This is a genomic window from Halomonas sp. WWR20, from assembly GCF_054602495.1.
Genome location: NZ_JBTRHR010000001.1, coordinates 437,935 through 450,711, shown reverse-complemented (window position 1 = coordinate 450,711; position 12,777 = coordinate 437,935). Strand labels below are relative to the sequence as shown.

At 61.4% G+C, this 12,777-nt stretch carries 13 protein-coding genes; 4 read left to right on the top strand and 9 right to left on the bottom strand.

The window, feature by feature from the left end; all coding sequences use genetic code 11:
- Positions 1-12 precede the first annotated feature (12 nt).
- Positions 13-522, bottom strand: coding sequence for a hypothetical protein (locus ACW4DH_RS02110; RefSeq protein WP_459634691.1), 510 nt, complete (start codon positions 520-522; stop codon positions 13-15).
- Positions 523-919: 397 nt separating this feature from the next.
- On the opposite strand from ACW4DH_RS02110, the gene folE reads away from it, so the two are divergent.
- The 4 genes from folE to ACW4DH_RS02090 all read left to right on the top strand — a co-directional run bounded on the left by folE (position 920) and on the right by ACW4DH_RS02090 (position 4,121).
- Positions 920-1,474, top strand: a complete 555-nt coding sequence (folE, locus tag ACW4DH_RS02105; RefSeq protein WP_459634690.1) for a GTP cyclohydrolase I FolE — start codon at positions 920-922, stop codon at positions 1,472-1,474.
- Positions 1,475-1,491: 17 nt separating this feature from the next.
- Entirely contained in the window at positions 1,492-1,890 is a 399-nt protein-coding gene (gene folX, locus ACW4DH_RS02100) for a dihydroneopterin triphosphate 2'-epimerase (protein WP_459634689.1), read from the top strand.
- 140 nt (positions 1,891-2,030) lie between these two features.
- Positions 2,031-2,492, top strand: coding sequence for a hypothetical protein (locus ACW4DH_RS02095; RefSeq protein ID WP_459634688.1), 462 nt, complete (start codon positions 2,031-2,033; stop codon positions 2,490-2,492).
- A 171-nt stretch (positions 2,493-2,663) separates the two neighbouring features.
- Positions 2,664-4,121 (top strand): NAD-dependent succinate-semialdehyde dehydrogenase, encoded by a 1,458-nt coding sequence (locus ACW4DH_RS02090; RefSeq protein ID WP_459634687.1) that lies wholly within the window; start codon positions 2,664-2,666, stop codon positions 4,119-4,121.
- Between the two features lie 131 nt (positions 4,122-4,252).
- On the opposite strand, the gene purH is transcribed toward ACW4DH_RS02090, so the two are convergent.
- From purH to dsbD, 8 genes are all read right to left on the bottom strand, one after another.
- Complete coding sequence (gene purH / locus ACW4DH_RS02085) at positions 4,253-5,830, bottom strand: bifunctional phosphoribosylaminoimidazolecarboxamide formyltransferase/IMP cyclohydrolase (protein WP_459634686.1); 1,578 nt, start codon at positions 5,828-5,830, stop codon at positions 4,253-4,255.
- A gap of 126 nt (positions 5,831-5,956) precedes the next feature.
- Positions 5,957-6,256: a DNA-binding transcriptional regulator Fis gene (fis, locus tag ACW4DH_RS02080; RefSeq protein ID WP_459634685.1), complete on the bottom strand. Its 300-nt coding sequence runs from the start codon at positions 6,254-6,256 to the stop codon at positions 5,957-5,959.
- Positions 6,253-7,299: a tRNA dihydrouridine synthase DusB gene (gene dusB, locus ACW4DH_RS02075; RefSeq protein WP_459634684.1), complete on the bottom strand. Its 1,047-nt coding sequence runs from the start codon at positions 7,297-7,299 to the stop codon at positions 6,253-6,255. Before dusB ends, fis begins: the two co-directional genes overlap by 4 nt.
- A 70-nt stretch (positions 7,300-7,369) precedes the next feature.
- Positions 7,370-8,278, bottom strand: a complete 909-nt coding sequence (gene prmA, locus ACW4DH_RS02070) for a 50S ribosomal protein L11 methyltransferase (RefSeq protein WP_459634683.1) — start codon at positions 8,276-8,278, stop codon at positions 7,370-7,372.
- Positions 8,279-8,348: 70 nt separating this feature from the next.
- Entirely contained in the window at positions 8,349-9,689 is a 1,341-nt protein-coding gene (gene accC, locus ACW4DH_RS02065; protein ID WP_459634682.1) for an acetyl-CoA carboxylase biotin carboxylase subunit, read from the bottom strand.
- 28 nt (positions 9,690-9,717) lie between these two features.
- Positions 9,718-10,176 (bottom strand): acetyl-CoA carboxylase biotin carboxyl carrier protein, encoded by a 459-nt coding sequence (gene accB / locus ACW4DH_RS02060; protein WP_459634681.1) that lies wholly within the window; start codon positions 10,174-10,176, stop codon positions 9,718-9,720.
- 56 nt (positions 10,177-10,232) lie between these two features.
- Positions 10,233-10,670, bottom strand: coding sequence for a type II 3-dehydroquinate dehydratase (gene aroQ / locus ACW4DH_RS02055; protein ID WP_459634680.1), 438 nt, complete (start codon positions 10,668-10,670; stop codon positions 10,233-10,235).
- A gap of 220 nt (positions 10,671-10,890) precedes the next feature.
- Entirely contained in the window at positions 10,891-12,753 is a 1,863-nt protein-coding gene (dsbD, locus tag ACW4DH_RS02050; RefSeq protein WP_459634679.1) for a protein-disulfide reductase DsbD, read from the bottom strand.
- Between the last annotated feature and the right edge of the window lie 24 nt (positions 12,754-12,777).

Genomic DNA, 12,777 nt, shown 5'->3' with positions numbered 1-12,777 from the left:
TCGGATCCGCGGTCAGTCGGCGTTTGGCGCCTCGGCAGGTTCGGGGCGTTCGGCGGGTAGTGGATTGGCCGTGCCCTCAGCCTCTGCGTGGCGGCGTCGCTCGTTGAGTTGCTTGGAGGGATTCTCAAGCGCAGGGATCTGGGTATCCTCGCTGACCACTAGCTGGAAGTGATGGGCGGGCTGCAAAACGGCTCGCTGACAACTCTCTTCGCGCTGGTTTTCGCAGACATCGAGGCCGTAGCTGCCGTCACGTTCCTGCGCGGAAGCCGTCAGGTGGCCGCTGAAGATATCGGGCTCGTCCTGCTCGGCGTCGATACAGGTCACGGCATGAGCTACAACTCGCATCCGGGCGCCGTCGATGCTGGCGTTGGCCATGATCAGGCAATATTCGGGCAGCGAATGCGCGGCTCCCTCGCGGCTCGCCGGGCGCAGCAGGACATTGGTCTTTTGGGGCTCATCGGCAGTCAGTGTCACGTTATCGATGGCCTGTACCTCGATACGTGCATCGGCGGGTAAGGACATGGTCGCATCTGCAGCGACGGCGGGCATGGAAAGGCCAGCCAGCAAGGCACAAACAAATCTCTTCATCATATCGGCATTATCTCGACGTCTTGTCCTGTCACATAGGGTGAGATGACCTCAGGCAACTGCACCCTCCCATGGAGATCGGCCTGAACGGCAGCCGATGATGCCGTCTATTGCCCCGGCGGTCATGCACGGCTAAAGCACAAGCGGCTTCCAATTGCATTTTACCATAGCCGTGAGGGCCTCTCGACGGGATGCCGCTGCGGGGTCCGCGTTGAAGCTTGTCTAGGGTAGAATGTGCCTCTGGCATGGGGCGGCCTTTCCACGCAGGTTGGGCGGCAAGTCGCTGGACCCACATGAATCCCTCGGGTGCTGAAGAGACATAGGCGGAATAATGACGGAAGAACTGGCCAACCATTATCGCGACATCATTGCAGGGCTTGGGGAGAATCCCGACCGGGAAGGGTTGCGCGATACGCCAAAGCGTGCCGCAAAAGCCATGCAGTTCCTCACTCGCGGCTATGCGCAATCGCTTGAAGAACTGGTCAATGGCGCGGTGTTTGCCTCCGAGACCGACGAGATGGTACTGATCAAGGATATCGAGCTGTACTCGATGTGTGAGCATCATCTGTTGCCCTTTATCGGCAAATGTCATATCGGTTATCTGCCTCGCGGCAAGGTGCTGGGCCTCTCCAAGTTTGCACGCATCGTCGACATGTATGCGCGCCGTATGCAGATACAGGAAAACCTGACCCGCGAAATCGCCGAGGCGGTCATTCAGGTGACCGGCGCGCACGGTGTCGCGGTGGTGATCGAGGCCAAGCATATGTGCATGATGATGCGCGGGGTGGAGAAGCAGAATTCCAGCATGACGACATCGGTGATGCTGGGCGGATTTCGTGACAATCAGCCGACACGTCAGGAGTTTCTGACGTTAATCAACAGCTGAGCCGCCTGGAGAACGCCATGCCGGCGAATGCCCCCAACGATCCCCCGCTTGAGCAGGATCTGGCAACGATCAGGATCAAGAACCTGCGCCTTCGGACCTTTATCGGCATCAAGGATGAAGAAATACAGAATCGTCAGGACGTGATTATCAACGCCACCATCGGCTATCGTGCGGGCGAGGCCGTGAAGTTCAATCATATCGATCAGGCGTTGAACTATCGCACCATCACCAAGCATGTCATCGCTCACGTCGAGGCTCACCGCTTCCAGCTTCTCGAGCGTATGACACGTGAAGTGCTGGATATCATCATGTCCTACGAGAGGGTATTGACGGCGCGGGTGGAGATCGACAAACCCTATGCGTTGCGCTTCGCCGATTCGGTTTCCATTTCCCTGTCCGAGCGGCGTTGGATGTGATGTCCGGGCTTGCCTGGGCAAAAGACGCTGCACAAGACGCGGGTTCGAGAATGATCAAGGACGGATGCGACAGGGTTTGTCCGCCTTTTTGACAACGCGTAGCATGACCATGAGCGAACACCGACGGGAGAGGCGCAGATTTGGACGGTGAACTGGTTTCCTTTGATGACGAAACCCACACGGGCATCGTCGGCACGGCTGACGGCAGCCGCTATTCGTTTACGCTCGGCCATTGGCGGGGACGTGGTCTGCCGGCGCCGGGGATCGCCGTGCGTTTCGATGTGCGCGACGATCAGGCTGTGCACGTGTTCAACGCGCCGGTGGCGCAGCGCGAGGCGCAGCATGTCCGCAGCGCCACGGGGCAAACCCTCGCCAAGACTTATTCCCTCTGGGCGGTCGCGGCGATCGTGGTGGCGATCGTCGGGCTGTTCTTCGATCGCCTGGCGGCGGTTGTCGAAATCGTCGCCGCGGTTCTCGCGTTGGTCGGGCTGCGCCAGATTCATCGCGCGCCTCAACATTATAAGGGTCGGCTCTTTTGCTGGGCCGCCATTGGCCTGGCTCTGGTCATCAGCCTTCTGACAGCGCTGATCGCGTCTCCCTAGACGGCGATTACAGAAGACACGGCATCTAAACTGGCGTGCATCGGCAACAGCCGTCATTCTGTAGCAAGTCGTGTGATGCGGATAACGCCGGCTTCAGGGCGTCCGCCAGGAATATTCATTCGCGACGTCACCGGACATCTACTGCGTGGCGTCCTCAAGAAGGAGACCGCCATGGTTCCTCTGCAAGATAGCCCACTGTTTCGTCCCTTCGCCTATATCGATGGTAACTGGGTGGCAGCGGACAGTGGCGAACAGATCGAGGTCGACAACCCGGCCGATGGCGAAATTATCGGGCGTATGCCCAAAATGGGGCGCACCGAGACGCAGCGTGCGATCGCCGCGGCGGATGCCGCATTGCCGGCGTGGCGCTCCATGACGGCGCTTGAGCGAGCCGACATATTGATGCGCTGGTATGAGCTGATGCTCGAGCATCAGGATGAACTGGCGGCCATCATGACGGCCGAACAGGGCAAGCCGCTCAAGGAGGCGGCAGGAGAAATCGTCTATGCGGCAAGCTTCATGCGCTGGTTCGCGGAAGAAGCTCGGCGCGTGTACGGCGATATCATTCCAGCGGCCAAGGGCAACCAGCGCATTCTGGTGACCAAGCAGCCGGTGGGTGTGGTCGGCGCCATTACGCCCTGGAACTTTCCGTGCTCGATGATTACCCGCAAGGCGGCAGCCGCGCTGGCGGCTGGCTGTACCATGGTCATCAAACCGGCCAGCCAGACGCCTTTCTCGGCGACGGCGCTGGCGGCGCTGGCTGAGCGCGCCGGGGTTCCGCGCGGCGTGTTCAACGTGGTGCCGGGGCGTGCCAGCGAAATCGCCGCGACGCTCACCGAATCCGAACTGGTGCGCAAGATCACCTTTACCGGCTCCACCGAGGTCGGTAGCAAGCTGATGCAGGGTGCGGCGCAGCATATCCAGAAAATTTCGCTGGAGCTCGGCGGCAATGCTCCGTTTCTGGTTTTCGAGGACGCGGATCTCGATGCTGCCGTGGAAGGCGCCATGGCCTCCAAGTTCCGCAATGCAGGGCAGACCTGCGTGTGTACCAACCGCTTCCTGGTGCAGTCGAGCGTCGTCAATGCCTTCAGCGAGAAACTGGCGGCGGCGATGAATGCCGAGTTGCATGTCGGTGTCGGAACGCAAGAGGGCGTGAATATCGGGCCGCTGGTCGATGACAATGTTGTCGCCAAGGTCAGCGACCACATACAAGACGCTCTGGACAAGGGGGCCGAGTTGTTGCTGGGGGGGTATGCCCATCCGCTGGGCGGGCGCTTTTTCGCGCCGACGCTGGTCAGCAATGCCACCAGCGAGATGAAGGTCGCCCACGAAGAAACCTTCGGCCCCTTGGCGGCAGTGTTTGCCTTTGATGACGAAGAAGACGCCGTGGACATGGCTAACGATACGCAGTTTGGCCTGGCGGCGTATTTCTATGCGCGCGACTTGAGCCGGGTATGGCGTGTTGCCGAGGCGTTGGAGTACGGTATGGTCGGTATCAATACCGGCCTGATTTCCAATGCCAGTGCACCCTTTGGCGGCATGAAGGCTTCGGGACTCGGGCGTGAGGGTTCCAAGTATGGGCTCGAGGAGTATCTGGAAACGAAATATCTATGTCTGGATCTCGGTTGATCACATCGGACGCCGGCCCCTGACCGCTGTCGAGGTGTGGGTCGGGGGCTGACGGTTGACCATGAAAAACCGCCTGCGAGTTTCTCGCAGGCGGTTTTTGATTGGCGGGTTGGGCGCCGTATCCGTGTCGATCAGTGCCGGAAATGACGCATGCCGGTGAAGACCATGGCGATACCGGCCTCGTTGGCGGCGTTGATGATTTCCTGGTCGCGCATCGAGCCGCCGGGTTGGATCACGGCGGTGATACCGGCGGCTGCCGCGGCATCGATTCCGTCACGGAACGGGAAGAAGGCATCCGAGGCCATTACCGAGCCGGCAACTTCCAGATGCTCATCTGCCGCCTTGATGCCGGCGATGCGGGCGGAATAGACGCGGCTCATCTGGCCTGCTCCGACGCCGATGGTCTGGCCGTGCTTGGCATAGACGATGGCGTTGGACTTGACGTATTTGGCGACTTTCCAGGCAAATGCCAGGTCGAGCAACTCCTGCTCCGAGGGGGCCCGTTCGGTCACGGTTCTCAACTCATCGCGTCCGACCATGCCCAGGTCGCGATCCTGAACCAGCAGCCCCCCCGTGACACGCTTGAAATCATGCGCGCGGACCCGCGTGCCCGGCCACTGCGCGCCGACATCCAGCAGCCGCACGTTGGGCTTGGCGGAGATGATCGTGGCGGCTTGTTCGGAAATGCCGGGGGCGATAATCACCTCGACGAACTGGCGCTCGATAATGGCTTGGGCGGTATCGGAGTCCAGCGGGACGTTGAAGGCGATGATGCCGCCGAAAGCACTGGTGGGGTCGGTCTTGAAGGCCTTGTCATAAGCTTCCAGGGCGCTCTTGCCGGTGGCGACGCCGCAGGGGTTGGCATGCTTGACGATCACGCAGGCCGTGTCGGTGAACGCTTTGACGCACTCGAACGCGGCGTCGGTGTCGGCCACGTTGTTGAAGGAGAGCGCCTTGCCCTGGCGTTGCTCGGCGGTGGAGACGCTGGCTTCGCTGGCATGGGATTCGACGTAGAAGGCGGCCTGCTGATGCGGATTCTCACCGTAACGCATGCCTTGCTTCTTGTGATACTGCACGTTGTAGGTGCGTGGGAACTCGTCCTCACCGCCCGCGACGCGGCCCCCCAGATAGTGGGCGATGGCGGCGTCATAGCGGGCGGTATGCTCGAAGGCCTTGACCGCCAGATCGAAGCGTGTGCCATGGCTGACCACGCCGTCGTGGGCCGCCATATCCTTGAGAATGCGCGGATAGTCGGCCGCGTCGACCACGATGGTGGTATGCGCGTGATTCTTGGCGCAGGCGCGCACCATGGTGGGGCCACCGATATCGATGTTTTCGATCGCCTCTTCGAGGTCGCAGTCGGGGTTGGCGACAGTCTGTTCGAAGGGGTAGAGGTTGACCACGACCAGATCGATGGCATCGATACCGTGCTCGGCCATCACTGCATCATCTTGGCCACGCCGGCCGAGAATGCCGCCATGGATCTTGGGGTGCAGCGTCTTGACCCGGCCATCCATGATTTCGGGAAAACCGGTGTGCTCGGAGACTTCGGTGACAGCAATCGCGTTGTCCCTGAGCAGGCGAAAGGTGCCGCCGGTGGACAGTAATTCCACGCCCTGCGCGGTCAGGTCGCGTGCAAATTCCACGATGCCCGTCTTGTCCGACACACTGATCAGGGCGCGGCGCACCCCTTGAGGTTGTTCAGCCATGGTTCTCCACTCGTCGCCGTATGGGCTTCTTGCTCGATAACATCGATAGCACCGGGCAGTGGCCCGGTACGCGCTTGTATAACACGGCGGGGGAACCGGATAGGGCTCCCCCGCGTGAACATCGGTTCAGATGAGTGCGTACTGCTTGAGCTTCTTGCGCAGTGTGCCGCGGTTGAGCCCCAGTATCTCGGCGGCACGGGTCTGGTTGCCGTCGGCGTAGCGCATGACCTCGGCCAACAAGGGAGCCTCGACTTCGGCAAGCACCATGGCGTAAAGGTCGGTCGCGATTTCGCCATCGAGGTGGGCGAAATAGCGCTGCATGGCCTGCTCAACCGACTCGCGTAGCGTCTGCTGCCGGGGAGGCAATGCATGCGATGCGACGTCGAGCGGGTCCTGGTCGATGTTAAGGGGTTGCCTGCTAGTCATGCTGCACTGATTCCGTCTGCTGCCAACCCCGGGGGGCGGCGAAACAGTTCGTCCACGAAATGATGTTGAGCGGCAGGTGCCTCCAAAGCATTGAAGTGCGCTTTGAGAGCCCGGTCATCCTTGCGGGTGGCCAGGTACCAGCCAATATGCTTGCGAGCGATACGTACGCCCATGTGAATGCCGTAAAACGTATGCAACGCCTCGAGATGACGATGCATTATATCGGCCGTTTCGGCATCGGTGGGGCGTGACAAGATGACGCCCGTTCGCAAATAGTGATCGATTTCGCGAAAAATCCATGGGTTACCCTGCGCGCCACGGCCAACCATCACGGCATCCGCACCAGTATAGCTGAGGACGGCCGCCGCTTTGGGCGCATCCGTGATGTCACCGTTGGCAAATACCGGTATTGCCACGGCTTGCTTGATGGCGGCAATGGTGTCGTACTCGGCGACGCCGTTATAGCGCTGCTCACGCGTGCGTCCGTGGACGGCCAGCGCCTGGATACCGTTGGTTTCGGCCAGCTGCGCGATGCGTATGCCGTTACGGCTGTTGTCGCACCAGCCGGTGCGAATCTTCAGCGTTACCGGAATGTCGACGGCCTGGACGACGGCCTCGAGAATCTCGCCCACCAGCCGCTCGTCACGCAGCAATGCCGAACCGGCGGCCTTGTTGCAGACCTTCTTGGCGGGACAGCCCATATTGATGTCGATGATCTCGGCGCCGTGTTCGGCATTGAGCCGGGCCGCCTCGGCGAGCATCTGCGGGTCGCCTCCGGCGATCTGCACGGCGCGGGGGCCGGGCTCTCCGCGATGATCCAGGCGCGAGCGCGACTTGCGCGTATGCCAGAGCCGGCTGTCGGCGGTGACCATTTCCGAGACCACCAGACCTGCGCCCAGTTCGCGGCACAGCTGCCGGAAGGGTCGATCCGTCACGCCGGCCATGGGGGCGAGGATGACCCGGTTGGGCAACTCGTAGGACCCGATGCGAGGCAGGGGTGGGGTGAAGCGCGATGGCGGAAAGTCGTCTGGTGTCGTGGTCATGAGCATCGCAGCGGCGGCTCTGGCTCCAAGGGGGGCATATGATACCGGCCGCGACGCTTTTCTTGAAGGCTCAATCGGTCGTATCGGGGCGATAGCCGGTCAAGCGCACCCAGCCATCCTGAACGACCGGGTCGTGCATATGCAGGCCCTGCTGGCGATAGGCCTCGAGCACCTCATCGGCCTGATGCTCAAGGATGCCCGACAGCGCGAGCTTTGCCCCCGGCGCCACCTGCGTGGCGATGGTCGGCGCAAGCTCGACCAGCGGGCCGGCAAGGATGTTGGCGATGACCACGTCATATGTCGCCTTGGGCAGCTGCTCCGGATAGCACAACGCCAAGTCCGGCTCATCGATGGCATTGCGCTCGGCGTTGTCCCGGCTGGCCTGAAGTGCCTGAGGATCGATATCCGTGCCGATGGCGTGTGATGCACCGAGCTTGAGCGCAGCGATCGCCAGGATGCCCGAGCCGCAGCCGAAATCGAGGACTCGGCAGTCCGTGAGTTCGAGACCATCGAGCCATTGCAGGCATAATGCCGTGGTCGGGTGAGTGCCGGTGCCGAACGCCAGACCGGGATCGAGCAGCAGGTTGACCGCGTCGGGCTCCGGCGCCGCGTGCCAACTGGGAACGATCCACAGCCTCTCGCCCATCTTCAGCGGTGCAAAGCCGTCCATCCATTCGCGCTCCCAGTCGCGGTCGGCCAGCAGTTCGTATTCGATTTCGGGGCAGGGCTCATCCGGCAGGGTGGCGGACCAGGCCAGGCGAACACGCTCGAGCATGGCTTCGATCCCTTCGAGATCGTCGTACAGCCCGGTGAGCACGGTTTCCGGCCATAACGGCGTGGTGCCGCGTTCGGGCTCGAATACCGGTTCGTCATGAGCGTCCTGAAGGGTGATGGCGCTGGCGCCCTCGGCCAGCAACAGCTCCTCGAGCGTATCGGCATATTCCGGCGCGATGCGCGCCTTGAGTTGCAGCCAGGTCATGGGTTACCTCGAAAAGCAGGCGGGGCGGCGTTTGCCGCCCCGTGAGTGCGAAGAATGGCGGGCATGCATCCTAGAGGCTGAGCTTGTTTTCCAGATAATGGATATTGACGCCGCCATGCTGAAAAGCTGTATCGCGTACCAGATCCTTCTGCAGATCGATGTTGGTCTTGATACCTTCCACGAGAAGCTCGTCAAGGGCATTGCGCATGCGCGTCAGTGCCGTATCGCGGTCGGCGCCCCAGGCGATTAGCTTGCCGATCAGCGAGTCGTAGTGCGGCGGCACGGTGTAGCCGGTGTAAAGATGCGAGTCCATGCGTACCCCCAGCCCGCCGGGAGCGTGGTAGAGGCTGATCTTGCCGGGGGAGGGCATGAAGGTGCGCGCGTCCTCGGCGTTGATGCGGCACTCGAAGGCATGGCCATTGAGCTGTATGTCTTCCTGCGAGACGGACAGCGGCAGCCCCGAGGCGACACGCAGCTGTTCCCTGACGATATCCACGCCGGTGACCATTTCCGTGACCGGATGCTCGACCTGTACGCGGGTGTTCATCTCGATAAAGAAGAATTCGCCGTTCTCGTAGAGGAACTCGAAGGTGCCGGCGCCGCGGTAGTTGATTTCGATACAGGCATCGGTACATGCCTTGAGAACCCGGGCGCGGGCCTGCTGATCGAGGTGCGGCGCCGGCGCTTCTTCCAGAACCTTCTGGTGGCGGCGTTGCAGCGAGCAGTCGCGATCGTAAAGATGGATGGCGTTACCCTGTCCATCGGCGAGTACTTGGACCTCGACGTGGCGTGGATTCTCGAGGAATTTTTCCATGTACACCGTGCCATCGCCGAAGGCCGCATTGGCTTCGGTCTTGGTCACGCTGACCGATGACAGCAGGTGGGACTCGCTATGCACCACGCGCATGCCGCGTCCACCACCGCCAGCGGCGGCCTTGATGATCACCGGATAACCGATGCGCCTGGCAGTGCTCAGAACCTCCGCCTCGTCATCGGACAGCGGACCGTCGGAACCCGGCACGGTAGGCACACCTGCCGCTTTCATGGCCTCGATGGCGCTGACCTTGTCGCCCATCAGACGGATGGTCTCCGGGCGTGGGCCGATGAACACGAATCCCGAACGCTCCACCTGCTCGGCGAAATTGGCGTTCTCGGAGAGAAAGCCGTAGCCGGGGTGAATGGCAGTCGAGTCGGTGACTTCGGCGGCGCTGATCAGCGCCGGGATGTTGAGATAGGATTGCGCGGAGGATGCCGGGCCGATGCACACCGCTTCGTCCGCCAGACGCACGTGCATCAGCTCGCGGTCGGCCTTGGAGTGCACCGCCACGGTCTTGATGCCCAGCTCTTTGCAGGCGCGCAGGATACGCAATGCAATCTCGCCGCGGTTGGCGATAAGTACCTTGTCCAACATGATGGATGTCCGCCAGTGTCTGAGGTTTTCAGGAGATGATGAGCATCGGCTGATCGAACTCGACCGGTTCTCCATCCTCGACCAGGATGGCTTCGATGACACCGTCCTTGTCGGCTTCGATCTGGTTCATCATCTTCATGGCCTCGACGATACATACGGTATCGCCTTTCTTGACGCTTTGACCCAGCTCGACGAAAGACTTGGCACCCGGAGCCGGGGCACGATAGAAAGTCCCCACCATCGGCGAGGTGACGGCATGCCCGGTCGGTTGGGCCGGCTCCGCTTCAGCGGGCATGGGCGCCGGGGTGCTGGTCGGTGCCTGGGGCATGGACTGCGGCATCATCTGCATCATGGGTTGTTGTTGCCCGGCAAAGCCTTGCGGATGACGACTGATGCGAACCGATTCCTCGCCTTCCTGAATTTCGATTTCGCTAATGTTGGACTCTTCCAACAGTTCAATCAGCTTCTTGACCTTGCGGATATCCATGAGACTGTCTCGATCGGGTGTGTGAGTATGTGAAACGGCAGACGCGGCGGCTGGCGCTAGGCCAGCTGACGCAGCGCCGCCTCCAGGGCAAGTTCGTAACTGTCGGCACCGAAGCCGGCAATGACGCCCTTGGCCACATCGGAAAAATACGAGTGTTGCCGGAAAGGCTCGCGAGCATGCACGTTGGAAAGGTGCAGCTCGATGAACGGAATGGCCACTCCAGTCAGGGCATCGCGCAGCGCGACGCTGGTATGGGTGAAGGCGGCCGGGTTGAACAGGATGAAGTCGGTACCATCGCTGCGTGCGGCGTGGATACGTTCGATCAGGAGATGTTCGGCATTGGACTGCAACCAGTCGAGCTGATGCCCGGCTTCGAGTGCACGCTGGGCTAGGCGCAGCCGAATGTCCTCAAGCGTGGTGGCGCCATAGATGTCGGGCTCGCGCGTGCCGAGCAGATTCAGATTGGGGCCGTTGAGTACGAGCAGCCGAGCCATAGATATCCCTGTGATGATGCTGTCAACCTGTCCGGATGTTGCCTGATTCGCTACATGATCCTGCGTGTTAGCCTCACGAGACGCTTATTCAGGGGCGTTCGGGCAATGTTGCCGGAGTGTGCCGAAAAATCTCAGGACTGTCCAGTTTGCCGAGGATCATGAACAAAGAAAGGCTATTTAAACGACCGTTCGACGACGTTTGGTTTTAAAAACATCGTTTTCAAGTGTCGAACGTGTTCAGCACTTGTTCAAGGTGTTTTGCCAATGCGTCCCGCTGAATTTCTCCCTGGATGCGTGCCGTTTCGAGCTCTTGACCCTGGCGGAAGAACAACAGACTTGGCGGGCCGAACAGGCCAAAGCGTGACAACAGCGCCTGTGAAGCTGAAGTATTGTCGGTGACATCGGCACGAATCAGGACAAAAGGCTGGAGACGTTCGGCGACGTGCGGTGCGGGAAATACATCGCGCTCCATGAGCTTGCACGAGATGCACCAATCGGCGCTTACGTCGACGAATACCGGACGTTCCCCGGCTTGGGCCAGTTGGGCATCCAATGCCTTGAGGGTGGTGACCGTGGTAAATGCGAGGTCGGGAGTGCTGGTGGCTCGTTGGCCGGAGCCGGCCAGCGGACGCAGTGGATCATGGGCGCCAGCGGCCGCCCCCCAGACCAGGGCAATGCCCCACACCAGCAGCGTGATGCCAGCGCCCTGACGAACCCTGGGCCAACCATTGGGTTGATGGAGCGTCAGGGCGCCAAGTGCCAGCGCCGTACCGATGGCGAGCGCGCCCCACAGCAGCAGCGACAATGGTCCCGGCAGCAGCCGCTCGATAAGCCAGAGTGCGACCGCCAGCAGTAGCACGCCGAAGGCGTACTTGACGCCATTCATCCAGGCACCTGCGCGCGGCAGCAGGGTGGGGCCCAGGGTGCCGACCAATATCAGCGGCACGCCCATGCCCAGAGCTAGAGCGATCAGGGCGCTGGCACCGACACTGGCCTGGCCGGTCGTGGAGATGAACATCAGTGCGCCGGCCAGAGGCGCCGAGACACAGGGAGATACCACCAGTACCGACAGGGCGCCGGCCGCCGCCAGCCCCACCGGGCCGCTACGCTGAAGCCGGGCCTGCCAATTGTCGAGCTGCGTTGCCAGCCGGCCGGGCAGGCGCAGGTTGAATGCGCCGAACATGGCCAGCGCAAACCCCACGAACAGCAGGGCGAACGGTATCAACACCCAGGGGGACTGCAGGCGTGCCTGTAAGTTGAGTCCGGCGCCGAAAAGTCCCATCAGGGTGCCCACCAGAGCATAGGTCACGGCCATGCCGACAACGTAGCTGACCGATAACGTCAAGGCGCGTAGGCGCGAAGCGCGCTGGCCGACGATAATGGATGACAGGATAGGGATCATCGGCAGAACGCAGGGTGTAAAGGTCAATCCCAGGCCGGCCAGGAAGAATAGCCCCAGCATCGCGGGAAGATTGGCATTGCCGAGCAAGCTGCGAAACTGCGAATCTTCGCTCAGCGGAGGGGGGAGGCTTGCAGATGACGCCGTCAAGCTGTTGGCCGGGGGGGTGGGCGGCGCAGAAAACTCGGCGGGCGGGGATCCCGGCAATGCGGTGAGTTGTAGATGCTCGGGAGGATAGCAGAGCCCGGCATCGGCGCAGCCCTGAAACGTGACGCGAATGGGCACCGGGCCATCGGCGATGGCGGACGGCGGCGGCGAGGATTCGATAGGTGCGCTGATCACGACCTGGTGATAAAAGACATGGACCTCACCGAGAAACTGGTCTTGTTTGAACTCGCCCGGCGGTAGCGAAATATCGCCCAGCACCACGTTGGCGTCACGGCTTTCCAATGCGAACTGGTGGCGATAGAGATAGTAGCCTTCGGCGTTGCGAAAGCCGACGTAAACCCGTTCGTTGTCATGCCAGGTGCTGGCTTGAAAGGCTTGGTCGACAGGCAGGAACTGTTCGCGGGAACTGTCGCTGAAGAGATTGCGGTTGGGGCTGTTGGCAAACAAGTCGCTGGCGAATGACTGGCCAGGGAGCGGTGCCAGGCAGATCAGCAGCAAGACGATAAGGCGGAACATGGTGCGGCAGTATCCTTGGCAACG

Excerpts from the sequence above, each read along its gene's own strand:
- ACW4DH_RS02110 (WP_459634691.1), bottom strand. The coding sequence starts at position 522 with ATGTCCTTACCCGCCGATGCACGTATCGAGGTACAGGCCATCGATAAC.
- folE (WP_459634690.1), top strand. The coding sequence starts at position 920 with ATGACGGAAGAACTGGCCAACCATTATCGCGACATCATTGCAGGGCTT.
- folX (WP_459634689.1), top strand. The coding sequence starts at position 1,492 with ATGCCGGCGAATGCCCCCAACGATCCCCCGCTTGAGCAGGATCTGGCA.
- ACW4DH_RS02090 (WP_459634687.1), top strand. The coding sequence starts at position 2,664 with ATGGTTCCTCTGCAAGATAGCCCACTGTTTCGTCCCTTCGCCTATATC.
- purH (WP_459634686.1), bottom strand. The coding sequence starts at position 5,830 with ATGGCTGAACAACCTCAAGGGGTGCGCCGCGCCCTGATCAGTGTGTCG.
- fis (WP_459634685.1), bottom strand. The coding sequence starts at position 6,256 with ATGACTAGCAGGCAACCCCTTAACATCGACCAGGACCCGCTCGACGTC.
- dusB (WP_459634684.1), bottom strand. The coding sequence starts at position 7,299 with ATGACCACGACACCAGACGACTTTCCGCCATCGCGCTTCACCCCACCC.
- prmA (WP_459634683.1), bottom strand. The coding sequence starts at position 8,278 with ATGACCTGGCTGCAACTCAAGGCGCGCATCGCGCCGGAATATGCCGAT.
- accC (WP_459634682.1), bottom strand. The coding sequence starts at position 9,689 with ATGTTGGACAAGGTACTTATCGCCAACCGCGGCGAGATTGCATTGCGT.
- accB (WP_459634681.1), bottom strand. The coding sequence starts at position 10,176 with ATGGATATCCGCAAGGTCAAGAAGCTGATTGAACTGTTGGAAGAGTCC.
- aroQ (WP_459634680.1), bottom strand. The coding sequence starts at position 10,670 with ATGGCTCGGCTGCTCGTACTCAACGGCCCCAATCTGAATCTGCTCGGC.
- dsbD (WP_459634679.1), bottom strand. The coding sequence starts at position 12,753 with ATGTTCCGCCTTATCGTCTTGCTGCTGATCTGCCTGGCACCGCTCCCT.